Annotated in this window: 22 protein-coding genes; 7 read left to right on the top strand and 15 right to left on the bottom strand. The window is 66.2% G+C overall.

Annotated features, from left to right (window positions below):
- Positions 1-108 precede the first annotated feature (108 nt).
- Entirely contained in the window at positions 109-360 is a 252-nt protein-coding gene (locus H3005_RS01035; RefSeq protein ID WP_100462472.1) for a hypothetical protein, read from the bottom strand.
- 428 nt (positions 361-788) lie between these two features.
- Positions 789-1,865, bottom strand: coding sequence for a rod shape-determining protein RodA (gene rodA / locus H3005_RS01030; protein ID WP_191077424.1), 1,077 nt, complete (start codon positions 1,863-1,865; stop codon positions 789-791).
- 423 nt (positions 1,866-2,288) lie between these two features.
- Between rodA (H3005_RS01030) and H3005_RS01025 the strand changes: the two genes are divergently transcribed.
- Positions 2,289-2,699, top strand: coding sequence for a hypothetical protein (locus H3005_RS01025; protein ID WP_100553581.1), 411 nt, complete (start codon positions 2,289-2,291; stop codon positions 2,697-2,699).
- Positions 2,700-2,974: 275 nt separating this feature from the next.
- On the opposite strand, the gene rodA (H3005_RS01020) is transcribed toward H3005_RS01025, so the two are convergent.
- The 5 genes from rodA (H3005_RS01020) to H3005_RS01000 form a co-directional block, all read right to left on the bottom strand.
- Entirely contained in the window at positions 2,975-4,087 is a 1,113-nt protein-coding gene (rodA, locus tag H3005_RS01020; RefSeq protein WP_100553582.1) for a rod shape-determining protein RodA, read from the bottom strand.
- Positions 4,084-6,162, bottom strand: coding sequence for a penicillin-binding protein 2 (gene mrdA, locus H3005_RS01015; protein WP_100553583.1), 2,079 nt, complete (start codon positions 6,160-6,162; stop codon positions 4,084-4,086). Before mrdA ends, rodA (H3005_RS01020) begins: the two co-directional genes overlap by 4 nt.
- Positions 6,163-6,165: 3 nt before the next feature.
- The gene (mreD, locus tag H3005_RS01010) at positions 6,166-6,651 is read right to left on the bottom strand and encodes a rod shape-determining protein MreD (protein WP_099820622.1); all 486 of its coding nucleotides are present in this window, start codon (positions 6,649-6,651) and stop codon (positions 6,166-6,168) included.
- Positions 6,648-7,763, bottom strand: coding sequence for a rod shape-determining protein MreC (gene mreC / locus H3005_RS01005; RefSeq protein WP_191077418.1), 1,116 nt, complete (start codon positions 7,761-7,763; stop codon positions 6,648-6,650). Before mreC ends, mreD begins: the two co-directional genes overlap by 4 nt.
- Before the next feature lie 121 nt (positions 7,764-7,884).
- Complete coding sequence (locus H3005_RS01000; protein ID WP_025877255.1) at positions 7,885-8,931, bottom strand: rod shape-determining protein; 1,047 nt, start codon at positions 8,929-8,931, stop codon at positions 7,885-7,887.
- A 282-nt stretch (positions 8,932-9,213) separates the two neighbouring features.
- On the opposite strand from H3005_RS01000, the gene H3005_RS00995 reads away from it, so the two are divergent.
- Complete coding sequence (locus H3005_RS00995) at positions 9,214-10,152, top strand: carbohydrate kinase family protein (RefSeq protein ID WP_049463859.1); 939 nt, start codon at positions 9,214-9,216, stop codon at positions 10,150-10,152.
- A gap of 178 nt (positions 10,153-10,330) precedes the next feature.
- Here H3005_RS00995 and H3005_RS00990 read toward each other — a convergent pair whose 3' ends face one another.
- The 5 genes from H3005_RS00990 to ubiE all read right to left on the bottom strand — a co-directional run bounded on the left by H3005_RS00990 (position 10,331) and on the right by ubiE (position 16,993).
- Positions 10,331-12,304 carry an LTA synthase family protein gene (locus H3005_RS00990; RefSeq protein ID WP_191077417.1) on the bottom strand — a complete coding sequence of 658 codons (1,974 nt, stop codon included), beginning with the start codon at positions 12,302-12,304 and terminating at the stop codon, positions 10,331-10,333.
- 310 nt (positions 12,305-12,614) lie between these two features.
- Positions 12,615-13,241 carry an HAD family hydrolase gene (locus H3005_RS00985; protein ID WP_331273722.1) on the bottom strand — a complete coding sequence of 209 codons (627 nt, stop codon included), beginning with the start codon at positions 13,239-13,241 and terminating at the stop codon, positions 12,615-12,617.
- Positions 13,232-13,963 (bottom strand): hypothetical protein, encoded by a 732-nt coding sequence (locus H3005_RS00980; RefSeq protein WP_191077416.1) that lies wholly within the window; start codon positions 13,961-13,963, stop codon positions 13,232-13,234. Before H3005_RS00980 ends, H3005_RS00985 begins: the two co-directional genes overlap by 10 nt.
- 124 nt (positions 13,964-14,087) lie before the next feature.
- A complete protein-coding gene (locus tag H3005_RS00975) occupies positions 14,088-16,016 on the bottom strand; it encodes a M1 family metallopeptidase (protein WP_089236959.1) in 1,929 nt (642 codons plus the stop codon).
- A gap of 215 nt (positions 16,017-16,231) precedes the next feature.
- The gene (ubiE, locus tag H3005_RS00970; protein ID WP_025877269.1) at positions 16,232-16,993 is read right to left on the bottom strand and encodes a bifunctional demethylmenaquinone methyltransferase/2-methoxy-6-polyprenyl-1,4-benzoquinol methylase UbiE; all 762 of its coding nucleotides are present in this window, start codon (positions 16,991-16,993) and stop codon (positions 16,232-16,234) included.
- 80 nt (positions 16,994-17,073) lie between these two features.
- On the opposite strand from ubiE, the gene H3005_RS00965 reads away from it, so the two are divergent.
- The 5 genes from H3005_RS00965 to H3005_RS00945 all read left to right on the top strand — a co-directional run bounded on the left by H3005_RS00965 (position 17,074) and on the right by H3005_RS00945 (position 19,605).
- Positions 17,074-17,526 (top strand): nucleoside deaminase, encoded by a 453-nt coding sequence (locus H3005_RS00965; protein WP_005411083.1) that lies wholly within the window; start codon positions 17,074-17,076, stop codon positions 17,524-17,526.
- 200 nt (positions 17,527-17,726) lie between these two features.
- The gene (locus tag H3005_RS00960; protein ID WP_089238112.1) at positions 17,727-17,987 is read left to right on the top strand and encodes a hypothetical protein; all 261 of its coding nucleotides are present in this window, start codon (positions 17,727-17,729) and stop codon (positions 17,985-17,987) included.
- Positions 17,988-18,062: 75 nt separating this feature from the next.
- The gene (locus H3005_RS00955) at positions 18,063-18,389 is read left to right on the top strand and encodes a hypothetical protein (RefSeq protein ID WP_089236961.1); all 327 of its coding nucleotides are present in this window, start codon (positions 18,063-18,065) and stop codon (positions 18,387-18,389) included.
- Positions 18,390-18,462: 73 nt separating this feature from the next.
- Entirely contained in the window at positions 18,463-18,885 is a 423-nt protein-coding gene (locus H3005_RS00950) for a low affinity iron permease family protein (RefSeq protein ID WP_100553588.1), read from the top strand.
- A gap of 267 nt (positions 18,886-19,152) precedes the next feature.
- Positions 19,153-19,605, top strand: a complete 453-nt coding sequence (locus tag H3005_RS00945) for a transposase (protein ID WP_100554210.1) — start codon at positions 19,153-19,155, stop codon at positions 19,603-19,605.
- Positions 19,606-19,712: 107 nt separating this feature from the next.
- On the opposite strand, the gene smeF is transcribed toward H3005_RS00945, so the two are convergent.
- The 3 genes from smeF to smeD all read right to left on the bottom strand — a co-directional run bounded on the left by smeF (position 19,713) and on the right by smeD (position 25,515).
- Positions 19,713-21,098 (bottom strand): multidrug efflux RND transporter outer membrane subunit SmeF, encoded by a 1,386-nt coding sequence (smeF, locus tag H3005_RS00940; protein ID WP_100553589.1) that lies wholly within the window; start codon positions 21,096-21,098, stop codon positions 19,713-19,715.
- A 97-nt stretch (positions 21,099-21,195) separates the two neighbouring features.
- Positions 21,196-24,321, bottom strand: coding sequence for a multidrug efflux RND transporter permease subunit SmeE (gene smeE, locus H3005_RS00935; RefSeq protein WP_191077415.1), 3,126 nt, complete (start codon positions 24,319-24,321; stop codon positions 21,196-21,198).
- A gap of 12 nt (positions 24,322-24,333) precedes the next feature.
- The gene (gene smeD, locus H3005_RS00930) at positions 24,334-25,515 is read right to left on the bottom strand and encodes a multidrug efflux RND transporter periplasmic adaptor subunit SmeD (RefSeq protein WP_089236968.1); all 1,182 of its coding nucleotides are present in this window, start codon (positions 25,513-25,515) and stop codon (positions 24,334-24,336) included.
- Between the last annotated feature and the right edge of the window lie 57 nt (positions 25,516-25,572).

Below are 25,572 nucleotides of genomic sequence, written 5' to 3'. Positions count from 1 at the left end.
GGACCCGGTCGGTACCTGCGCGGCTGCCGCTCCCCAGTGGCAGTGCTCCGCGCTCCTTGTACCTGTTGGATCAGTACTGCTTTCCCATCCGACGCCCCTCGCGCTGCATCAAAGACGGCGCGCCATGCCGAACGGGCCGCCATTGTGCAGGCCGATTGCGACAAGTCCATTGATCAGGATCAACGCGGCGTCAAAATGTGAATTGGCGCCCACTTTTAATGGAACTTCGTCAGCGGGCATGCTGCTGTGCGGCGTTGTGGGAACGATTACAGAAATGCGCTTGCGCAGATTCATGCGTGCATCGGCGGCGAAGGTCGGCGAACGGCGCAGCCCCTCGTGGGTGGCCGCAAAGCGATTCATGGGGGGGCCGGGTAGATGGACTGCGCAGGGGCCGCTGCAAGTACGTCCCTGTAAGCTCGGTCGCCGCATCCATGCGGCTCACGCCCCTGCGCAGCCCATCTACCCGGCCACGGACACGTTCCTGTGGCGTCCACCCACGCAAAGAGAAAAGAAGAGCAAAGAGCAACAGCGGGTCGCTTCGCTCTGAGCCGGGTCGGCCACGCTGCTTTTGCTTTTGATCTTCTTTTTCTTTTCCGTGGGCTGGCCGTACTCGGGAACTGTCAGGGGCCGGGCGGGTGGGCTGCGCAGGGGTGTCTGCGGCATGGATGCCGCGGACAAGCCCCCATGGATGGGTTTACGGCGTCCCCTGCACAGCTCACCCGCCCGGCCCAATCGATGAATCGCATTGAGCGGCCCACCCGCGAGGGGCTGCGCCGTTGGCTGGAAAGCTACGCGTGTACCGGCCGGTGCCCGCGCACCGCCATCACCAGACCGATGCCGGCCAGCAACGACACCGCCGAGGTGCCGCCGTAGCTGATCAGCGGCATCGGAATACCCACCACCGGCAGCAGGCCGGAAATCATCCCGCCGTTGACCAGCACGTACACGAAGAACGCCAGGCCCAGGCTGCCGGCCAACAGCCGCGCGTGCGTGTCGCGTGCCTGCACCGCGATCGACAGGCAGCGCCCGACCACGAACAGATACAAGGCGAACACCGTCACCACGCCGATCCAGCCGAATTCCTCGGCCAACACCGAGAACGCGAAATCGGTGGTGTACTCCGGCAGGAAATCCAATGTCGCCTGCGTACCGTGGCCCCAGCCACGCCCCTGCAGGCCACCGGAACCGATGGCGATGCGCGACTGCAGGATGTTCCAACCGGTGCCCAACGGATCAGCCGCCGGATCCAGGAAGGTCAGCACACGGTTCTTCTGGTACTGCCGCAGCAGCCCGAACCACGCCAGCGGCGCCGCCACCGACACCGCACTCAGGCCGGCCACCACCCAGCGCCACTGCAAGCCAGCCAGCAGCAATGCAAATACGCCACTGGCCGTCACCAGGGTAGCGGTACCGAGATTGGGCTGCATCAGGATCAGCACCGCTGGCACCCCGATCAATACTGCTGCCGTCAGCACCGTGCGCGGTGACGGCGGCAGCGGCTGACGGTGCAGATACCAGGCCATCATCAACGGCAGGCTGAGTTTGAGCAGCTCCGAGGGCTGCAGGTAGAACACGCCGAGGTTGAGCCAGCGTTGCCCGTATTTACCGGTACCGATCACATACACCGCCATCAACGGAAGCATCGACAGCGCATAGATGGCAGGTGTCCACGCGCGCAGGCGCAGCAGCGAGACCCGCGACAGCAGCCACATCGCTAGCAGACCCATCGCAAAGCGCATCGCCTGCCCTGCCACCGGTCCGTTCACGCTGTGCAGCACCGCAAGGCCCGCACCCATCAGGATCAACAACGCCACCAGCAACGGCAGATCGATCGTGCGCACTGCCTCACAGCAGCCGCCAAGCATTCGTTTCCATTTCACCCGTGGCACGGTAGCAACCGGCGCTTTCGCGAAGCTGTCAGCGCTGTTTGTCGCTATCGACACCGCGCGTGGCGGATGCCTTTGGCCTGCGGATTTTCCGGGTTTCAAACAATTCTGATTGGAGCCGCAAGGGCCCCGTGCACATCATGTAGTGCCACCGACAACGGGTGGCACGGGACTCCAATCCCGTTGACCCAAGTGTTGTTTACGCTTGCCAGCCGGCGTCGCTTTCTCCTTGTTGAGCGGCGTCGGCTGGCAATCCGTCCGTGCGTCTTTGGCGGACGGTGCGTGGAGGGCCTTGTGCCCGCCGGCGCTTTCACACTTGGTCACCGGTATTGGAGCCACGCATCGTCCGCCACCCTCGCATGCACGTGGGGTGGCCCTTGCCTACCGCACAAGGATGCCGCCATGTCCGCTTCCACCTACCCGTACCTGTTCGCGACCTTGGGCGAGGCCGCCCACCAGCTGCCGGACGACATCGCCCGCGCACTGGAAACCACGCTCACCGCCACGCAGGCCGCCAACAGTCCAGGCAACCCTACCCTGCTGGACTGCCTGCAGCGCATCCGTCAGGTTGAAGCGGCGGATGGTCAGCCGTGGCCACACAAGGGGCGAACGCAGGCGCAGTGCATGGCGATGGCACGCATCGACCGCGCCAATGCCGGGCTGACCTTCCTGCTGGAACTGCTGCACGCCAGCGAACGCGTGCGCGTGGACGGCGACGACACGCAGCACCTGGGTGACGACGCCCGCGAAGGGCTGCTGCTGGCCTGCCGAGGCCTGTCGGAATATGTGGATGTGCAGCTGCAGGCGGCGTGATGCGTGCATTCCTGAGCCGAGCATGGCTCGGCACTACAAAGAGCGAAGCGACCCGCTTCTGCTCTGCTTTATTTCTCTTTGCGTGGGTGGCCACCGCAGAAAACTGTCGGGGTCCGTGCCGGTGGGGGGCGCAGGGGTATCCGCGCCATGGATGGCGCGGCTAAGCCTACAAGGACGTATTCACGGCGTCCCCTGCGCCCCCCACCGGCACGGGCCAACGCATGAAGCCCGCCGTTGATCGGCCACCCACGAGGGGCTGCGCCGATGGCTGGAAACTACCCATACCCGCCATGCACCGGATTGTGACGACGCACCGCCATCACCAACCCGAACCCCGCCAGCAGCGACACCGCCGACGTACCGCCGTAACTGATCAACGGCATCGGCACACCCACCACCGGCAGCAGGCCCGAGATCATCCCGCCGTTCACCAGCACATAGACGAAGAACGCCAGCCCCGTTGCGCCGGCCAGCAACCGCGAGTACGAGTCGCGCGACTGGTTGGCGATCCACAGGCAGCGCCCGATCACCACCAGATACAGCGTCAGCACCAGCGCCACGCCGATCCAGCCGAACTCCTCGCTCAGCACCGAGAACGCGAAGTCCGTGGTCTGCTCGGGAATGAAATTCAGGTGCGACTGCGAGCCTTCGCCCCAGCCCTTGCCATCGAAACCGCCGGAACCAATGGCGATCTTCGACTGGATGATGTTCCAGCCCGCGCCCAGCGCATCCATCTCCGGGTCCAGGAACATCATGATGCGGTCCTTCTGGTACGGCCGCAGCAGCCAGAACCAGGCGACGGGTGCGACCGCGGCCACACCGCCCACGCCCAGCCCCACCCACCACCACGGCAGGCCGGCCAGCAGCAGCACGAACACACCACTGGCGGCGATCAGCACGCCGGTGCCGAAGTCCGGCTGCAGCATCACCAGCCCGGTCGGTACGCCGATGATCACCATCGCCACCAGCACCGTGTTGAAGCGCGGCGGCAGCGGCATCTTGTGCAGGTACCAGGCCACCATCATCGGCAGGCTGACCTTGAGCAGCTCGGCCGGCTGCAGGTAGAAGAACTTCAGGTCCAGCCACTGCCGGCCGTACTTGCCCGTGCCCAGCACGAACACCGCCAGCAACGGAATCATCGAGATGGCATAGATCAGCGGCGTCGCCGAGCGGATGCGCAGGATCGGCACCCGCGAGATGCCCCACATCGCTGCCAGGCCCACGGCAAAACGCACGCCCTGCGCCATCACCAGGCCATCGCCGCCAGCACTCTTCAACGTCGCCAGGCCGATCACCATCAGCGCGCCCAGGGCGAGGCACAGCAGCCAGTCGAGGCTGCTGAAGAACCGCTGCAGCATTTCGCCGGCCCAGCGCAGGAACTCCTTCATCGCGCAGCCTCCGCAGCAGCAGTCGGGCGCGTGCCGGCCGGCACGGTTGCCGCAGAAGGCGCACCGGGCGCAGGTGCCGGCACAGGCTCCGGCGCAGGAACACCGATCAGTACCGGATGCTCGGCCAACTGCGCGGCGGCGATATCGCCGGCCTGGCGTGCGCCCACGTCTTCATTGTCGAAGGCAGTCGCACCGATAGCAGTAGTGCCGCGCTCGCTGTCCAGCGGCTGCATGCCCTCAGGCATCTTGCCCAGCAGCCAGGCATCGAAGATCTTGCGCGCGATCGGTGCGGCCGCCGCGCCGCCATAACCGCCGCCTTCCACGGCGATGGCCAGCGCGATCACCGGCTGCTCGGCCGGCGCGAAGCCGACGAACAGCGCACGGTGGCGCAGGTGCATCGGCAGGCTTCTGGGATTGACCGCGGCGGTGCCCTTGCGGCTGACGACCTGCGCGGTACCGGTCTTGCCCGCCATCGTGTACGGCGCGCCGGCCGCCATGCGTGCGGCGCTGCCGCCGGGAAGCATGGTGGCCATCATGCCTTCGCGCACCGCCTGAAGATTGTTCGGGTTGGGGCTGACCGGCTTGCTCGGGCCGGGCTCTGTCGCCACCCAGTCGCTGTCGAAACCAGCACGCTGCTGCATCACCAGATGCGGCGTGCGCAGCTGGCCATTGGCCAGGCCGCTGACACCACGGGCCAGCTGCAGCGGGGTGACCTTCCAATCGCCCTGGCCGATGCTGATGTTCACCGTGTCGCCGGGATACCAGGCTTCCTTGCGGCTCTTCCGCTTGTAGGCCGGCGACGGCAGGATGCCGGAGATCTCGCCGGTCAGATCGATGCCGGTCGGCTGGCCGAAGCCGTAGTACTCCATGTAGTGGTCGAACCGCTCGATGCCCAGGTCCAATGCCAGCCGGTAGTAGTACGTATTGACCGACTGCGCGATGGACTTGCGCAGATCGGTCCAGCCGTGACCGCCACGGTGCGAATCGCCCCAGCCACGCGAGGTGCCGGGCAGGTAGAACATGCCGGTCGACAGCACCTTGTCCTCCGGACGGCGAACGCCCGAATCGAGGCCGGCCAGGCCGATCAACGGCTTCAGGGTGGAACCGGGAGCGACGCCGCCGAGTACCAGTCGATTGAACTGCGGGCGCGACGGGTTGTCGTTGAGCGCCTTGAAATCGGCATGCGAGATGCCGTTGACGAACAGGTTCGGGTCGTAGGACGGCAGGCTGACCATTGCCAGCACTTCACCGGTTCGCGGGTCCATCGCCACGGCCGAGCCTTCCTGATCGCCGAAGGCGGCCACCATCGCCCGCTGCAGGTCGGCGTCGATCGACAGACGCAGGTCGGCGCCGGACTGTGCGGCGACACGGCCGATGGTGCGGATCGCGCGGCCCTGCACGTTGGTCTCGACCTGCTCGTAGCCGACCTTGCCGCGCAGTTCCTGCTCGTAATAGCGCTCCAGGCCCGACTTGCCGATGTGGGTCAGCGCGGCATTGCCTTCGCCGAGGATCTCAAGATCCTTGTCGTCCACGCGGCCGACGTAACCGATGATGTGCGCGAACAGGTCGCCATAGGGATAGCGACGGGTCAGGTACGGTTCCAGCTCGACGCCGGGAAAGCGCCAGCGGTCCACGGCGAAGCGCGCCATTTCCTCATCGCTCATGCGCAGCTTCAGCGTGACCGGCAGGAACTTGCGGCGCGCCTTGCGCGACTTGTTGAACGCTTCCAGTTCTTCCGGGCTGATCTGGATGATCTTCGCCAGCCCTTCCAGGGTGGCATCCATGTCCTTGACCTTGTCCGGGGTGACATCCAGGCGGAACGCCGGCACGTTCTCGGCCAGCAGGCGGCCGTTGCGGTCATAGATCATGCCGCGCCCGGGCACCACCGGCCGCGGCTTGATGCGGTTGGCTTCGGATCGGGTGGCGTAGATGTCGTGGTCCAGCACCTGCAGCTTGAAGTACCAGCCGCCCAGGCCCAGCAGGCAGACCAGCACGCCGAAGAAGCCCAACGCCGCGCGGCGCCGGAACTGTTCGGCTTCGGCGTGCGGATTCTTGACCTGGCGGCGCGGCAGCATGGCTCAGCGCCCGCGCTTGCCGAAGCGCACCGCATCCAGCAGCACGAACACCAGCGGCCACAGGCCCATGCCGAGCAGCGGTGCCCACCAGTACGACCACGGCAGGGTGGGCTCGCCCACCATGATGTGGACCAGCGCGCTGACGATGCGGTCGTTGAACAGCAGGCCGCCGATGGCCAGCATCTGCTGCGACATCGGGAAGAAGCGGATGCGTGCGCGGAAGCGCTGCAGGATGAAGGCCAGCATCACCAGCCGCAGCGCCTGTTCGCCCAGCACCCCGCCATACAGCAGGTCGGCGACGACGCCGCTGGCGAAGGCGATGCCGAGGCCGACGCGTTCGGGCGCTTCGATCACCCAGTAGGCCAGCACCAATGCCAGCCAATACGGACGCAGCGGCTGCAGCAGCGCCGGCAACGGCAGCAGGCCCAGCAGCAGGGCCACCACCACGCTGGCCGGCAGCACCCAGCGGTTGTCGCGAAGGCGGCTCATCGTTGCGCCTCCGGTGTGGTCGGCTGAGGTTGAGTTTGCTGCGGTTGCCGGCCAGCGGCCGGCACTACCGGAGAGCTTTGCGTCGCCGAAGGTGTGGGGGCAGCCGTCCCCGTCGAAGACGAGGACGGTTGCTGGCCAGCGGCCGGCACTACCCGGGTGGGCTGCGCCGTCGAAGGCGCCGTCGGCGCGGCGCCGGTCGGCAGCGCTGTGGCATCGGCCGGGCCACCGGGAGCGGCCTGTTCCATCTGCAGGCGCAGGTTCGGCGGAATGCGGATCGCTGCGCCCGGGCGCAGCAGCAGCACGTCTCGGCCGCGATCAAGCTGCGCGGCCGGCTTCAGTTCGCCCACCAGGAAGGCATGGGTATCGTCCGGGCGCAGCCCGGTGATGGTGCCGACCGGGAATCCCGCCGGGAAGCGACCGCCAAGGCCGGAGGTGACGATCTCATCGCCTACTTCCACGCCGGCGCTGAGCGGGATGTCGCGCAGTTCCAGCTTGTCGCCGCGGCCGTAGACGATCAGGCGCACGCCATTGCGGGCCACGGTCACCGGCACCGCGTGGTCGGGATCGGTCAGCAACAGCACGGTGGAGCTGCCCGCGGTCACGCTGATCACCTGGCCCATCAGGCCGCCGGAATCGATCACCGCCTGGCCGACGTGCACGCCTTCGCGGCTGCCGGCGTCCAGCACCAGGCGCTGTTTGACCGGGTCCAGGTCGATGTCCAGGATCGGCGCCAGCTGCACGTCCAGGCCACTGCGCTCGGCCACGTTCAGCAGTTCGCGCAGCTGGGCGTTGTCCAGCGCGGCGGTCTGCAGGCGGGTCAGGCGGGCGTTGGCCAGCAGCAGCTGGTTGCGCAGTTCGCGGTTCTCGGTCACCAGCTGGCCGTGGCTTGCGGCGGTATCCCGCACCTGCCCGCCGAGCTTGCCGGGCAGGCCGGCCAGGGCCCACACCGGCTGCACCAGGCTGTTGGCCTGCTCGCGCAGACGCGCCAGCCAGCCGGCCTGGTCGTCGAGGACGATCAAGGTGATTGCCAGTGCGAGATAGGCCAGCAGCCGCAGCGGGCTGGCGGCATCACCGGATCGGGAAGCGACGGGAGGTCCGGCGTAGGGCGGCACGGCAGCGATTCAACTGGCAGAAGGCGGAAGGGAAACACGCGGGCGCCCCGCCGGTGCCGACCCGCCGATGTGGCGGGCCGCACCCCGGAGGGGCGCTGCGGGCGCAGGCAGCCGGGACGGCTTATTCCGGCGCAAAGAACTCGTTGCCGTGCATGTCGACCAGTTCCAGCGCACGACCGCCACCGCGGGCCACGCAGGTCAACGGGTCGTCAGCCACCTGCACGTGCAGACCGGTTTCCTCGGAAATCAGGCGGTCCATGTCGCGCAGCAGGGCGCCACCACCGGTCAGCACGATGCCGCGCTCGGCGACGTCGGCGCACAGTTCCGGCGGGGTCTGTTCCAGTGCCAGCTTGACCGCGCTGACAATGCCCGACAGCGGCTCGTGCAGCGCTTCAAGCACTTCGTTGGAGCTGATCTTGATCATCTTCGGCACGCCCTCGGCGAGGTTGCGGCCGGAGATTTCCATCTCGATCGCTTCCGCCTGCGGGTAGGCACAGCCCAGTTCGACCTTGATGCGCTCGGCGGTGGCTTCACCGATCAGCATGCCGTGGTTGCGGCGCACGTAGTTGGTGATCGATTCGTCGAAGCGGTCGCCGCCGATGCGCACCGAGGCGGAATAGACGATGCCGTTGAGCGAGATCACCGCCACTTCGGTGGTGCCGCCGCCGATGTCGATGACCATCGAGCCACGGGCCTCGGTGACCGGCATGCCGGCGCCGATCGCGGCCGCCATCGGCTCTTCGATCAGGAACACGTCACGGGCACCGGCCTCCTCGGCCGATTCCTTGATCGCGCGGCGCTCGACCTGGGTCGAGCCGGCCGGCACGCAGACCAGCACGCGCGGGCTCGGGCGCAGGAAGCGCGACTTGTGCACCTTCTTGATGAAGTGCTTGAGCATCGCCTCGGTGTAGGTGAAGTCGGCGATGACGCCGTCTTTCATCGGGCGGATGGTGGTGATGTGGCCCGGGGTACGGCCGAGCATCTGCTTGGCCTCGGCGCCAACGGCTGCCACCGACCGGGTACCACCAATGGCGCGATCCTGGCGCACCGCGACCACGGACGGCTCGTTCAGCACGATTCCCTGCCCACGCACATAGATGAGGGTGTTGGCCGTGCCCAGGTCGATGGACAGGTCATTGGAGAACATGCCGCGCAGTTTCTTGAACATCTGGGAGTTGATCCTGAGGGGTGTCGCGCCCAACGCGGGATGGCGAAAAAATGGGCAGAAATCGAGGTCGACAAGCCTAGCAACCTGCCTGCCGCCGAGCAAGGAGAAAACTAGCTGAACCCGCGCCTTCACAGGCTTTCGGCCTGATCGGGCATCACCCGGTTCTGGCCCTGAGCGGCACCAGCGGGTAACCTTTGCGCCGTCGGGCGCCCAAGGGCGCCGTTTGCTTGCCTGCCGAAGTGGGCCGGCCCATCCCAAAATTCACCGCATAGGCTTACATCGATGTCCGCTCTGATCTGTGGTTCTCTTGCCTTCGACACCATCATGGTGTTCCCGGACCAGTTCAAGAATCACATCCTGCCGGACAAGGTGCACATCCTGAACGTGTCGTTCCTGGTGCCGCGCATGCGCCGCGAGTTCGGCGGCTGCGCCGGCAACATCGCCTACAACCTGCACCTGCTGGGTGGCGATCCGATCCCGATGGGCACGGTGGGTTCGGACTTCGGCCCGTACCGCGAGCACTTCGATGCACTGGGCATCGACCTCACCCGCGTGCGCGTGATCGATGAGCTGTTCACCCCGCAGGCGTTCATCACCACCGACCACGACAACAACCAGATCACCGCCTTCCACCCGGGCGCGATGATGCGTTCCTACGAAAACCACGTGCGCGACGTGCCGGGCGTCAGCCTCGGCCTGGTCGGCCCGGACGGCCGCGAAGGCATGATCCAGAACGCACTGGAATTCCACGAAGACGGCGTGCCGTTCATCTTCGACCCGGGCCAGGCGATGCCGCTGTTCAACGGCCCGGAACTGCGCGAGTTCATCGAGCAGGCCGATTACGTGGTGGTCAACGACTATGAGTCGAACCTGCTGCAGGAACGCACCGGCTGGAACGAAAAAGAGATCGTCAGCCGGGTCAAGGCCTACATCACCACCCGTGGCCCGAAGGGCGCGGTGATCCACACCCCGGAAAAGAGCTACGACATCCCGCCGGCGCACGAGCGCCGCGTGGTCGATCCGACCGGTTGTGGCGACGCCTTCCGCGCCGGCCTGATCTACGGCATCCAGAAGGGCTTCGACTGGCTGACCATCGGCCGCATGGGCAACCTGATGGGCGCGCTGAAGGTCGAGCACCCGGGCACCCAGAACCAGCGCTTCACCTTCGATGAGTTCAACGAGCAGTTCAAGCAGCAGTTCGGTTACGCGCTGAGCGTGTAACCAAACTGCCCGCGCACCCGCTCGGTGGGTGTCGACCTTGGTCGACACTGCCGGCCAGCGGCCGGCACCGCTCTGGTAGCGCCGGGCCATGCCCGGCGGCTTTCCGACCAGACACCTTCGACTCCGGATGCAGCCCGCGCTGCGCGCTCGCCGGGCATGGCCCGGCGCTACCTCCAGCTCAGGGCTTGGCCTTCTCCGGCAAGCGGTACAGCTCTTTTTCGTAGGCCAGCGTGCCCCACATCGCGTAGGCATGTGCGCGTCGTGCCAGTTCCGGCCGCAACGGCTGCGGCTGCAGCTGATCGCTGGCCGGGTCATAGCGGAAGCCCTGCGCTGGCTTGTCCGGCTGCAGGATGGCCACATCGTTGCCCTCCATCCACGCCAGGTTGCGGTCGTACTGCATCAGCGCGCGTCCCGGCTGCAGCCGCTGCAGGTCGGTCAGGTCCTGTCCCACCGTCGGGGTGGGATCGGCAATGCCCAGCAGTGACAGCAGGGTCGGCGGCAGATCGATCTGGCTGACGATGCGGGTATCGCGGCGCGCCTCGATGCCACCGCCGAGGATCAACCCGGGAATATGGAAATTGCCGATCGGCACCATGTTCTTGCCGAACACCCGCGAATCATGGTCGGCCACCACCAGGAACACGGTGTCCTCCCAGTACGGTGAGGCCATCGCCTTGCGGAAGAACTCGCCCAGCGCGTAGTCGGCGTACTTGGCAGCGTTGTCGCGGGTCTGTTTCGGTTGCTCGTACAGGTCGATGCGGCCGTCCGGGAACTCGAACGGATCGTGGTTGCTGGAGGTGAACACCAGGCCGAAGAACGGCTTGCCCTGCGCTTTCAGCTGCCGGAACTGCTGGTCGGCCTGGCCGAACAGGTCTTCATCCGACGCCCCCCAGGAACCGACAAATGCCGGCTTGCGGTAATCCTTGCGATCCACGATGCGGTTGAAGCCATTGGCGAGGAAGAACTCGCGCATGTTGTCGAAGTGGCTTTCGCCGCCGTAATAGAAGCCGGTGTCGTAGCCATGCCGCCCCAGCACATCGGCCAGGGTGAAGAAGCGCTGGCGGCTGGCGGGCAGCTTGACCACCGATTCGGCCGGCGTCGGCGGGAATCCGGTCAGTACCGCCTCGATGCCGCGTACCGAACGCGTGCCGGTCGCATACAGACGCTCGAACGCCCAGCCCTGTGTGCTCAGGCGGTCGTAATTGGGCGACAACGGCCGCCCGCCGAGACTGCCGATGAACTGCGCGCCCAGGCTTTCTTCCAGCACGATCACCAGATTGCGCGGCTTGCCCTGGTACTGCGGCGGACGCAGCGCCAGGCTCGGCAATGCGTCGGAGACATACGCCGATGCCGGCAGGCCGCTGCTGGCGCGCAGTTCGCTGACCACCTCGGCCAGCGGCAGGTCACCGTAGACGCGCGAGGTTTCGCTGCGGGTCGCCAGTTGCCGCGCGGCATAGCCGACGGTGTACAGCGAATTCAGCGGCAAGGCGTTGATGGTCGGGTCGGTCGAGAACGCCACCAGTGCCGGATTCAAGGGCCGATGACCCAGGCTGGAACGCACGCCCAGCGCCGCCAGCAGCAGCACCAGGAACGCCAACGGCAGCCGCCACAGCCATCCCGCTTCGACTGCGACCATCGGGCTGTTGCCGACCCAGCGCCGCGAGCCGCGAAGCAATGCCCAGAACAGCACGACCACCGCGGCAACTTCGATCACCACGGCCAGCAGATGGCCGCGCAACAGCGTCATCCCGACTTCTTCGGGATAGATCAGATATTCCAGGAACAGGCGATTGGGGCGCAGGCCGTACTCGGCCATGAAGCTCGGCGTGGCCAGCTCCATGAACACCAGCAGCACGCTGGCCAGGATCAGCCACCACCGCAGCAGATGGCGCCACGCGCGGCCCACGCGTCCTTCCAGCGGCAACAGCAGCGCCAGCACCGCCGGGATGCCGTACAGCAGGCACAGGGTCGACACATCCACCCGCAGCCCCTGCAGGAACACCGTGGCCCAGCCGTCAGCAGCACTGACCCGCGCGGCGTGCCACAGCGCCAACCCCAGTCGCGACAACGACAGGGCGACCAGGCCAAACAGGAAGAAGGCGGCAATCGGACACAGACGCCGGTACAGCGACACCCACACAGCTCGGAGCATGAAAGGAATCCAGAAATGGAGCAAAGGACACCCACGCCCCATCCTTGGCAGCGGGCCACACCGGACAACGTGTTACCCGACACAACCACCAGCGCAGCGAAACCACCCGCCGGCACCTTCAACGCCTACTGCGGCTTCGATCAGGCCGCGGCAGTGAGCGGCGACGGTTCCCCAACCGCCTCCGCTTCACCCCCGGCCGGGCATTCGCAGAACGTCCAGCCGGCCTCGCACAATACACTGTGATGACAGTCGAGAGTTGACCGCCGTGGCGGGGCCCAGATTCCCGCCACAGCGCGTACAGGGCGCCGCGCTAGCCTCGCCAGCGCTCCAGCACCGCCGCGCAATCGGCCAGGTGCCAACAGGCCATGCCGGGCCACGGGTTGTCCGGGGCATTGACCAGCAGCGTGCGACTGCCCGCCGCGCGGCCGCATTCCAGATCGAAGCGGTAGTCGCCCACCATCACCACCTGCGAAGGTTCCACCTGCCAGCGCCGCAGGAAGTACTGCAGCCCGGCAGGTGAAGGCTTCGGTTCGGCCTCGTCGCGACCGATGATGTCGTCTTCGGCAAATACGTCGCCCAGCCCGATCGCCTGCAGGGTGACCTGCGCGAGGCTGCGCACGTTGCGGGTCAGGATGCCCAGACGGCAACCGGTGCCCTGCAGCGTGCGCACCAGCGCCACCGCCCCCGTCGCCGGCTGGGACGCAGCGGCCAACGCGCGCTCGTGCGCCAGCAGCCAGGCATGCTTGGCGCTGGCCTCCGCGGCTGGCAACCCAGCCAGGTGGGTGAGGATGTCATCCTCCTGCGGAATCGCCAGTTCGCGCTTGATCCGCGCGAAATCATGCACTGCCACGGTCAGCGTGCCATCCATGTCGAACACCCAGTGGCGGATCGTCGACAGCGCCGGCGCAGCCACCCGTGCATTCACAGTCAATGCCACCACGCCGGCATGCGGCTGGCATCCACGCCACCGGTCTCGAACACGGCCGTGCGCGTGCCACCGGCCTTGACCGGGAATTCGATGCTGATCGACTTGCCCTTGGCTGCCAGCTTCCACAGCGCCTTCTGGTCGGTGATGAACATGGCGATCGCCTCATCGGTCTTCGGCCGCCATGCCGCCATGGAGATCGGCTTGCCACCGTCCACCGTGACCTTCACCGTGCACTGCGGGCAGCGGAAATCGCCGGCCTGCAGCACCAGGTAGGCATGACGCTTCCATTCGGGGTGATCGCGGAACACCAGCTGCACCGGCTTCGCGCCGCTGCCATCCACATCCACCCGTTCCTTGCTGAAGATCTGTGCCGACACCTGGTTGCCCTTGTTGCCGACCGGAATCTGGTTGTACTGCCACAGCCCCTGCATGCGGCGCAGGTCGCGCGCGGCATCGCCCTTGGCCTTGACCTCATCGAAGCCGGCGGCGATGCGCTCGGCGGCGGCGGTGTCCTTGTACTGGTCCAGCAGCGAGGCGCCATGCAGGCGCGCGCGTTCCCAGTCCTGCGCGGCCACGGCCGTGTCGTACTGCTTGGCCACGTCCTCGGCCTTGGCTTCCTTCTGCGCCTGCACGGCGGCAGCGGCGGCCTCCTGCGCCTTGCGTTCTTCCTCGGGGTTGCTGCAGGCGGCCAGGGCCAGCGTGCAGGCGGTGAGCAGGATCAGTCGTTTCATGGCGGAGGTCCTTCGTGTTTGCGCTTTTTTGTAGAGTCGAGCCATGCTCGACTGCTGTTGAAAAGCCCGTCGAGCATGGCTCGACTCTACAAAAAAAGCGCCGGGCAGTGCCCGGCGCTTTTTCTTACTTCGCTTCAGCCTTGGCCAGCATGTCCTGCACCGAGGCGGTGGTGATCGGGTGGTAGCCCGGCTTGGCCTTTTCGAACGCCTGCTTGGCCAGCTCCAGACCCTTCGGGGTCTTCACCAGTTCGGCGTAGATCGGCAGGATCAGCTTGCGACGACCGACACGCTCGATGAACGCAGCCGCCGCTTCATTGGCCTGCTCGTAACCGCTGCGGATGGTCAGCGGGTACCAGCGCATGGCGATCTCGCCATTCGGGGTGCCGGTGAAGTGGAAGGCCTTGTCCAGCGTGGCCAGCTTGTCCAGCGGCTGGGTGGCGCCCAGGCCGTCGATGAAGCGGACCCACTCCTGGGTGCTCCACTCGGCGATCACCTGGCTGCTCGGCACGGTGCCGGCGCTGGCGAAAGCGATGCGCGCGGTATCGACGCTGCTGAAGTTGCGCGACTGCGCCTTGGCCGCGAACGACGGAATGCCCGGCTCGTCCAGCCACGCCTTCAGTTCGGCTTCGGTGACCGCCGACGGATTCTTCGGCAGCAGGTTCTTCTTCAGGTACTCGACGAACTGGTCAGTGTTGGCGCTCTGGAAAGCGTGGTCATCGAACCAGCCGCGCAGGAACGGATCGAAGGTTTCGCGGCCGAAACGCTGTTCCAGGAATTCCAGGAACCACGAACCCTTGACGTAGGCCACCTGGCTCAGGGCTTCGTCCGGGTCACGCTCGTTCAGCGGCGGCAGCGCCAGCGCCTGGTCGGCCGGGCTCATGTCCTTCACTTCGGCCAGCAGATCGGTCTGGTCGATCTGCTTTTCCATCTCGGCCATCTCCTTGCCGTACAGGGCTTCGGTGATGCGGCCCTGGACGTAGGTGGTGAAGCCTTCGTTGAGCCAGATGTCCTTCCAGCTGGCGTTGGTCACCAGGTTGCCCGACCAGCTGTGTGCCAGTTCATGGGCGACCAGCGAGACCAGCGACTTGTCGCCGACGATCACGGTCGGAGTGGCGAAGGTCAGGCGCGGGTTTTCCATGCCACCGAACGGGAACGACGGCGGCAGCACCAGCATGTCGTAGCGGCCCCAGCGGTATTCGCCGTACAGCTTTTCGGCGGCACCGATCATCTTCTCGGTGTCTTCGAATTCCTTGGCGGCCTTGTTGACCATGGTCGGCTCGGCCCAGACGCCGGAACGGCCGGAGATCGGCTCGAACACCAGGTCGCCGGCGGCGATGGCCAGCAGGTAGGACGGAATCGGCTGCGGCATCTTGAAGGTGTAGTCACCGTCACGCGCGGCCTTGGGATCGTTGTCGGCGCTCATCAGCACCATCACGTCCGGGCGCGAGACCACGTGCGCGCTGTAGGTGAAGCGCACGCTCGGGGTGTCCTGCAGTGGCACCCAGGAACGGGCGTGGATCGCCTGCGACTGGCTGAACATGAAGGGCAGCTTCTTGCCCTCGGTCATCGACGGCGCCAGCCACTGCAGGCCCGACGCGGTCGGTGCGGTGTGGTAGGTCACCTCGACCTTGGCCGGCTGGTCCGGGGTTTCGATGGTCAGCTTGCTGCCGAACACCTTGTCCACCGGGGCCAGCACGAACTGCAGCGGGCTGCGCGCGCCGTCGGCGGCGATCGCTTCGACCTTGGCGATGCTCAGCTCGCGGGTGTCCAGCACCAGCTGCTTGGCATCCTTCTGCTTCCATTCCAGGGTGTAGGTGGCGGTGCCGCCGATCTGCTTCTGGTCGAAGTCCAGCTTCAGATCCAGCGCGATGTCCTTGACGACGACCTTGTCCGGCTCGGCGTACGAGCTTTCATCGTGGCTGCGGTTTTCGGCGTTCACGGGGGCGGCGGGAGCCTTCTGGGCAGTCGGAGCGGCGGCGGGTGCGGCCGCCTCCTGGGAGCAGCCGGCGGCCAGGGCCACGGCCAACGGAAGGAGCATCAGCGGATTGCGCATGAATCGGGACCGTTACGGGGATCAAACCCCAATGGTACCTCTCCCCCGGCCGGGAAGCGTTGCGCGGTGCGGGGTAATGGCGGCGGGCGCGCGGTGGGGGCCCATGCCGACCAAGGTCGGCATCTACAGGTAGGTGCCAACCTTGGTTGGCACGGATCCATCACCGCTCGCGGCGGGCGTGTGCCAACCAAGGTTGGCACCTACCAAAGCGAGGCTTACAGCTTGTAGCCGGAGTGGATCGAGACGATGCCGCCGGTCAGGTTCTTGTAGTGGCAGCGCTCGAAGCCCGCCTGCCCCATCATCGCCTTCAGCTCTTCCTGCGGCGGATGCTTGCGGATGCTCTCGGCCAGATACTGGTAGCTGTCCGAATCGTTGGCGAACAGCTTGCCCAGCTTCGGCAGGATCTTGAACGAGTGGAAGTCGTAGATCGGCTTGAACCAGTCCGCGGTGACTTCGGAGAACTCCAGCACACGGGCCTGGCCGCCCACCTTCAGCACGCGGAACATCTCGCGCAGGCCGGCGTCCTTGTCGGTCACGTTGCGCAGACCAAAGGCGATGGTCACCAGGTCGAAGCTGTTGTCCGGGAACGGCAGGGCTTCGGCGTTGCACTGTACGTAGTCCAAGCCGAGCACCAGGCCGCGGTTGGTCAGGCGGTCACGGCCGACCGACAGCATGCCGGCGTTGATGTCGCCCAGCACCACCGAACCCTCGGCACCGACCCGCTCCTTCAGCAGCGCGGCGATATCGCCGGTGCCACCGGCCAGGTCGAGCACGCGGTCACCCGGCTTCACCTGCGCGGTGGCTACGTAGTAGCGCTTCCATGCCCGGTGCACGCCCATGCTCATCAGGTCGTTCATCAGGTCGTAGTTGCGCGCGACCGACGTGAACACCTGGCCGACCAGCTTCTGCTTGTCCTTGGCGTCAACGTCGCGGAACCCGAAATGGGTGGTACCGGATTTGTAGGGGGATTCGCTCATGCCCCCGATTATCGCACCGCAGGGCCCCTGCGGGGAACGCTGGCCGTATCATGGCGCCCCACGACCTACCGGAGCCCCGCATGATCACCACGCCCGACTACCAGGCCCTGTTGCAGACCGCCATTGCCGAAGCCCGCCAGGGGTTGGCCGAAGGCGGCGTGCCGATCGGCGCGGCGCTGTACCACAACGACGGCCGCCTGCTCGGCTGCGGCCACAACCGCCGCGTGCAGGAAGGCGACCCGTCCGTGCATGGCGAGACCGATGCCTTCCGCAAGGCCGGCCGCCAGCGCCGCTACCAGGACACCATCATGGTCACCACCCTGGCTCCGTGCTGGTACTGCTCGGGCCTGGTGCGGCAGTTCAACATCGGCACGGTGGTGGTCGGCGAATCGCGCACTTTCCAGGGCGGCATCGACTGGCTGCGCGAAAACGGCGTCAACGTGATCGACCTGGACAGCCAGGAATGCGTGGACCTGTTGGGCGGTTTCATTGCGCAACATCCGGAAATCTGGAACGAAGACATCGGCGAATGAGCATCCGCCACGGCTGATGAGCCCGCCTTGATGAACGCTTCAGTGCCGGCACACCCTTGTGCCGGCAGCGTCTGCCTGCTTCAACGTGAACTGCTGCGCAGTCAGCTGCGTGCAGTGCACACGCGCCACTAACATCCTGCTGCGCTGCCACGTCTAGGGTGGAATGCAACCGGGGCCCCCGCCCCGGCTTGGAGTCGACCATGCAAGCGCATGCCGTACGTCCTCCCAGCGACCCGGCCCTGGCCGCGATCTGGGACCGACTGCAGCAGCAATACGCACTGCACCAGCGCAGTGCCCCGTTCTGGAGCGCCTACCAGGACATGCAGCAGGATCTGCTGCTCGATCATCCCCGCGACCTGGTGCGCCTGTGCAATGCGATGGCCGGCATGGCCGAACGCCTGGGTGCGGTTGAACACGCACAGCTGCTGCGCCATCGCCACGCTGGCTGCACATCGCGCTGACGCGGCATGCACCACCGTCCGGGCCAGACTGTAACGGGCCCCCACTCCCTTTCACCTTCAACCGATTGGATCGTCATGCACGCTGAAGTTCCCGCCATTCCCCCGGTCATCAATGTCGATGCGGAGCTGGATTACTGGCGCCGCCAGCACGCCGATGGCGCACTCGCGCACACTTCGTTCGGCACCTATGTGCCGTGGATCAAGTTCGCCTGTGATTCGCTGATCACCCAACCACGCGCCAGCAATGCGCAGCGCGATGAGCTGTTCCAGACCCAGTACGCCCTGCAGATCATGCCGCGCCTGACCGAAGCACAGGCCCGCGAATTCGTCGAACGCTGCTGGCAGCACGTCTACCTGGCCAGCCCGGTGCGCAGCCAGGAAGCACCGCGCCTGCGCGCCTGAGCCCACGCTCGACTGCACGGCACCTGCACGGCCACGTGCCGATGATCGTCGTCATTCCAGTGGAACGATGACGATGAGCGCAAGGAACCTGTTCAATACGATCGCCAAGAAGGCCGCGGCCGCCACCGGCTCGCCGTGGACCTTCCTGGCCGCGGTGGCGATCGTCGTGCTGTGGGGCATCAGCGGCCCGATATTCAAGTTCAACGATACCTGGCAGCTGGTGATCAACACCGGCACCACGATCATCACCTTCCTGATGGTGTTCCTGATCCAGCACACGCAGAACTCGGACACGGCGGCGATGCAGATCAAGCTGGATGAACTGATCCGCGCCACTGCCGAGGCCAACAACGAGCTGCTGGACCTGGAAGAACTGGACGAAGAGCGTCTGGAAGAGATCCGCGCCGAGTACGAGAAGATGGCGCGCGAAGCCGGCGACGCGCTGACGCGGGTACGCTCCTGCCGCACCGAGCGGCGGGATGACGAAGCGGTGTGACCGGTAGTGTCGGCCGCTGGCCGGCAACTGCACGATCTCCGATGATCCCGACCTTCGGGTAGCGCCGGGCCATGCCCGGCGAGCGCGAAGCGCGGTCTGCTTCAGACACCCTGAATGTCGGGCGGAAGAGCCACTGGGGAGGGCCCGGCGCTACCGGAGTGCCCACACACGGATGGCATCCCACCTGCGCGCAGACTGGACGATCCCCACAAGAATCAGTGGCGATTACCGATACGAGCAGACACGTTGTTCCCACAGACTGGCTTCATGTCCAGTCGTCATCTCGCCCGTGGCCGCGATTCCCGGGTCGATAGCTGCTATGTGCTCACCACTGTCGTACGGCAGCGGCGTCGGGTTTTCGAAGACCCCGACCATGCCGCATGCCTGCTGGAAGCGTTGCGGTTCGTGGAACGTGCAGGCATGAGCCACTCCTATGCCTGGGTCATCATGCCCGATCATCTCCACTGGCTGGTGCAACTGCGCAGTGGAACGCTTGCCCGACTGATGGGAACGGTGAAGTCACGCAGCAGCCGACAGTTGGGGCAACAGTTCGGCGTGGATACACCGCTTTGGCAGCCCAGCTACTTCGACCATGCGGTGCGTCATGAGAAAGCCTTGAGACGTCACGCTCTCTACATCCTGGGCAATCCCATCCGAGCGGGACTCACCGACCAGTTGGATGAGTATCCATTTGCGTGGTGCCGCTGGCCAATGCGGTAGCGCCAGGCCATGCCCGGCGAGCGCGCAGCGCGGTCTGCTTCAGGCGCCCTGAATATTGGGTGGAAGAGCCGCCGGGCATGGCCCGGCGCTACCGGAATCAGCGCGGCTTACCCGCGCTCGTGCCAGCCGCCGCCCAGCACCTTGTACAGCGTGATGCGGTTGGACTGCTGCGCCAGCTGCGTCTGCAGCTGTGTCTGCTGCGCGTTGTAGGCGGTACGACGTGCATCCAGCAGGGTGACGAAGCTGTCCAGGCCGGCGTCATAGCGTGCCTGCGACAGACGGTTGGCCTGCTCGGCCGCTTCCACCAGGCGCTGCTGCGAGGCGGCCTGCTCATCCAGGCTGACATTCAATGCGAGCGCATCGGCGGTTTCGCGGAAACCGCTCTGGATCGATTTTTCGTACTGCGCCAGCGCGATATCGCGATCGGCGTTGGCCACTGCCAGGTTCGCGCGCAGCTTGCCGCCCTGGAAGATCGGCAAGGTGATCTTCGGCAGGAAGCTCCACACCCGCGTGCCGCTGTCGAACAGGCCCGACAGTTCACCCGAACCACTGCCGATGCTGCCGGTCAGCGAGATGCTGGGGAAGAAGGCGGCGCGTGCGGCACCGATGTTGGCATTGGCGGCCAGCAGCTGATGTTCCGCCGCCATGATGTCAGGGCGCTGCAGCAGCACGTCGCTGGGCAGGCCGGCCGGCGGCGGTGCCAGTGCAAGCACCTGCGGCGCGATACTGTCCGGCAGCAGTGCCGGATCCAACTGGCCGCCGGCCAGCAGCGCCAGCGCGTTGCGGTCCTGGGCCAGCTGCCCGCGCAGACGCGCGGCATCGGTGCGCGCGGTCTCGACCAGGGTGCGGGTCTGGGTCAGTTCCAGCGCCGAACTGCCGCCACGCTCATGGCGTGCTTCGGCCAGACGCAGCGAATCTTCATAGGTCTTCACCGTTGCTTCGGCGATCGCCAGGCGCTGCTGGTCGGCACCGTAGGTCAACCACGCGGTGGCGGTCTCGGCCACCAGGCTCAGCTGTGCATTGCGACGGTTGGCGGCTACAGCGAAGTACTGCTGCAGCGCGGCTTCACTCAGGTTGCGCACGCGACCGAACAGGTCCAGTTCGAACTCGGCCACGCCGACGCCCGCGCTGAACTGCTCGGTCACCGGCACGTCGCCGCCGCGGCGGTCCATCTGCCCGGTCACGGCCACGCCCGGCACGCGGTCAGCGCGCTGCACGCGGTACTGGCCACGCGCCTTCTCGACGTTGAGCACGGCCACGCGCAGGTCGCGGTTGTTGTCCAGCGCCTGGCCGATCACCTGCTGCAGGCGCTCATCGGTGAAGAAGTCGCGCCAGCCGACCGCGGCCGCATCGGCCACTTCGCCCTGTGCGGCTTCCGCCGGCCACTGCGACGGAATGGCCGGGGCCACTGCGGTGTTCTTCGGCGCCAGGGTGCCGCACGCGCTGAGCGCCAGCGCGGTGGCGAGGGATACTGCAAGAGAAGAGAATTTCATAGCGACACCTTGGGGGTCACGGTGGTAGCGCCGGGCCGGGCCCGGCGACTATGCGGTGAGGCATTCGCCGGGCATGGCCCGGCGCTACCGGTTGTCATCACTCGGCGGCGTTGCGCTTCTTGAACACGCGCTGCACCACGACGAAGAACAGCGGTACGAAGAACACGCCGAGCACGGTGCCAACCACCATGCCGCCGAGCACGCCGGTGCCGATCGCCTGCTTGGCGCCGGAGCCGGCACCGCTGGAGATCGCCAGCGGCAGCACGCCCATGCCGAAGGCCAGCGAGGTCATGATGATCGGGCGCAGACGGTCGCGGACCGCGTGCATCGTCGCTTCGATCAGCCCCGCGCCCTTCTCCAGATGCTCCTTGGCGAACTCGACGATCAGGATCGCGTTCTTGCTGGTCAGTCCCACCGTGGTCAGCATCGCCACCTGGAAATAGATGTCGCGCTCCATGCCACGGAAGGTATTGGCCAGCACCGCACCGAGGATGCCCAGCGGCGCCACCAGCAGCACTGAGGTCGGCACGCTCCAGCTTTCGTACAACGCGGCAAGACACAGGAACACGATCATCAGCGACAGCGTGTACAGCAGCGGCGTCTGCGAGCCCGCCTGGCGCTCCTGGTAGGACATCGCCGTCCACTCGACGCCGAAGCCCGCCGGCAACTGCTTGGCCAGCTGTTCGATCTCGGCCATGGCATCACCGGACGCCACGCCCGGGGCCGGTTCGCCCTGGATTTCGGTGGCCGACACGCCGTTGTAGCGTTCCAGGCGCGGCGAACCGTAGTCCCACTGCTTGCTGGCGAAGGCGCTGAACGGAACCATCTCACCCTTGTCGTTCTTCACCGACCAGAGATCGAAGTCCTCCGGCACCATGCGGAACGGCTGGTCAGCCTGCACGAACACGCGCTTGACGCGGCCGCGATCGATGAAGTCATCGATGTACGAACTGCCCCACGCGGTGGCCAGGGTGGTGTTGATCTGGTCGATCGACAGGCCCAGCGAGCTGGCCTTGGCCACATCGATATCGATGCGGAACTGCGGAGTGTCTTCCTGGCCGTTCGGACGCACGTTGGCCAGCTTCTTGCTGCCGGCCGCCAGGCCGAGCAGCTGGTTGCGGGCCGCCAGCAATGCCTCATGGCCCTGGCCGCTGTTGTCCTTCAGGAAGAAGGTGTAGCCCGAAGCCGTACCCAGCTCCGGAATGGCCGGCGGCGGGAAGGCAAAGATGAAGGCATCCTTGATCTGCCCCAGTGCAGCCATCGCACGTCCGGTGATCGGCATCACGCCATTGTCGGCGTCACGATCCTTCCAGTCCTTCAGCTTGACGAAGGCCATGCCCGCGTTCTGGCCCATGCCGGCGAAGCTGAAGCCCTGCACCGAGAACACCGATTCGACGGCACCCTTCTCGTTTTCCATGAAGTGCTTTTCGAGCGCGGCGATCGATTCCAGCGTGCGCTCCTGGGTTGCGCCCACCGGTGCCTGCACCAGCGCCATCAGCACGCCCTGGTCTTCATTGGGCAGGAACGAGCTGGGCAGGCGCACGAACAGCACGCCCATCAGCAGGAACAGCGCAGCGACGATGCCCATGAACCGCCACGGGCGATGCAGGATGCCGCGCACGCCGCGCTGGTAGCTTTCACTGGTACGGTCGAAGCCGCGGTTGAAGCCGTTGAAGAAGCGACCGGCGAAACCGCGATGGGCGACATGGTGCTCGCCCTTCTTCAGCGGCTTGAGCATGGTCGCGCACAGCGCCGGCGTCAGCACGATCGCCACCAGTACCGACAACGCCATCGCCGACACGATCGTCGCCGAGAACTGCCGGTAGATCACACCGGTGGAGCCACTCATGAAGGCCATCGGCACGAACACCGCCGACAGCACCAGGCCGATACCCACCAGCGCACCGGTGATCTGGCTCATCGACTTGCGGGTGGCTTCCAGCGGCGACAGGCCCTCTTCGGACATGATGCGCTCGACGTTCTCCACCACCACGATGGCATCGTCCACCAGCAGGCCGATGGCCAGCACCATCGCGAACATGGTCAGCATGTTCACCGAGAAGCCCAGCACCGACAGCACGCCGAAGGTACCCAGCAACACCACCGGTACGGCGATGGTCGGGATCAGGGTGGCGCGGAAGTTCTGCAGGAACAGGTACATCACCACGAACACCAGCACGATCGCTTCGAGCAGGGTCTGCACCACGCCCTTGATCGACACGCGCACGAACGGGGTGGTGTCGTACGGGATCTCGGCCTTCAGGCCGGCCGGGAAGAAGCCTTCCAGTTCCTTCAGGGTTTCATCGACACCGGCCGCGGTATCCAGCGCGTTGGCGCCGGTGGCCAGGGTGACCGCCAGGCCGCTGGCCGGCTGACCGTTGTAGCGGGTGACGAAGTCGTACGACTCGGCGCCCAGCTCGACGCGGGCAACGTCGCCCAGGCGCAGTTCGGCACCGTCCTGCGCGCCGCGCACGATGATGTTGCGGAACTGTTCCGGGGTCTGCAGGCGCGACTGCGCGTTGATGGTGGCGTTGAGCTGCTGGCCCTTCACCGACGGCGCACCACCCAGCTGGCCGATGGCCACCTGCGCGTTCTGTGCCTTCACCGCGGCAACCACTTCCGGCACCGACATGCCGTAGGTGTGCAGCTTGTTCGGGTCCAGCCAGATGCGCATGGCGTACTTGCCACCGAACACCTGGATGTTGCCCACGCCCGGCACGCGACTGAGACGGTCCACGACATTGGAACCGACGTAGTCGGCGATGTCGTTGGCATCCATGCTGCCGTCTTCGGACACGAACGCGATGACGTTCAGGAAGCCCGAGCTGGACTTGGCCACGTTGATGCCCTGCCGCTGCACTTCCTGCGGCAGCAGTGGCATCGCCAGCTGCAGCTTGTTCTGCACCTGCACCTGGGCGATGTCGGGGTTGGTCCCGCTCTCGAAGGTCAGGGTGATGGTGGCCTGGCCGTTGGACGAGCTGTTGGAGGAGAAGTAGATCAGGCCATCAAGGCCCTTCATGTTCTGCTCGATGATCTGCGTCACCGAGTCTTCGACCACCTTGGCCGAAGCACCCGGGTAGCTGGCGCTGATTTCCACCGCCGGCGGTGCGACGTTGGGGTACATCGAGATCGGCAGCTTGAACAGGGCCAGGCCGCCGGCGAGCATGATGATGATCGCGATGACCCACGCGAAGATGGGTCGATCGATGAAGAAACGTGCCATGGGGTTCTCCGCTTACTTCGCGCCTGCGGCCGCAGCTGCAGGTTGGGCGGCGGCCGGCTTGGCCGGGGCGACGCCCTGTTCGGTGGCATTCACGGGCATGCCCGGGCCGATTTTCTGCAGGCCTTCGACGATGACCTTGTCACCGGCCTTCAGGCCGTCCTCGACCAGCCACTTGTCGCCGACGGTGCGGCTGACCTTGACCGGGCGCACTTCGACCTTGTTGTCCTTGCCGACCACCATCGCGCTGGTATCGCCCTTCGGATCGCGGGCGATGCCCTGCATCGGCACCAGCACCGCGTCGCTGCGCACACCGCCGCCGATCACCGCGCGCACGTACATGCCCGGCATCAGCAGGCCGTCGGGGTTGTCGACCTTGACCCGCAGGGCGAAGCTGCCGGTGGCCGGATCGACGCTGACTTCGGAGAACTCCAGCGTGCCCTTGTGTTCGAAGGTGCTGCCGTCTTCCATCAGGATGCTGACCGGCGTCTGCTGGTTGTCCTGCAGGCGGCCGGCGGCCAGTTCGCGGCGCAGCTGCAGCAGCTCGGCCGAGGACTGGGTGAGGTCGACGTAGATCGGGTCCAGCTGCTGCACGGTCGCCAGCGCAGTTGCCTGGCCGGCGCTGACCAGCGCGCCCTGGGTGACGCTGGACTTGCCGATGCGGCCGCTGATCGGCGCGGTGATGCGCGCATAACCGAGGGTCACGTTGGCGGCATCCAGTGATGCCTTGGCGGCGCCGACATCGGCCTCGGCCTGCTTCTGCGCGGCCACGGCGTTTTCCAGATCCTGCTGGCTGACCGCGTCGACCTTGGCCAGCTCGGTGATGCGCTTGGCACTCAGCCGCGCCGCATTGGCGGTGGCTTCGGCGCGGGCCAGCTGTGCACGCGCACTGTTGGCCTGGGCGCGATAGCTGGCGTCCTCGATCTGGTACAGCGGCTCGCCGGCCTTGACCATCCCACCCTCGGTGAACAGCCGCTTGGCGACGATGCCGTTGACCTGCGGGCGCACTTCGGCCACCAGGAAGGCATTGGTGCGGCCCGGCAGCTCACGGGTCAGGCCGACGGTTTCGGATTTCAGCGTGACCACGCTGACCTGACCCGGCCCCTGTTCGGGCGCCTGGGGTTGGCCGCCGCAGGCAGCGACGGTGGCAGCGATCGCCAGCGACAACGCGAAGGGTCGGATTCGGCTCAGCAACATGATGGGAATGGCTCTTGAAGGGAGGGATCTCAGCAGGTGCTGATACGACGGACCCTC

This window comes from Stenotrophomonas sp. Br8 (assembly GCF_014763005.1).
GTDB classification, from domain to species: Bacteria; Pseudomonadota; Gammaproteobacteria; order Xanthomonadales; family Xanthomonadaceae; genus Stenotrophomonas; species Stenotrophomonas lactitubi.
Note: the sequence above shows the minus strand (reverse complement) of the source record. Positions and strands in the feature narration are given on the sequence as shown.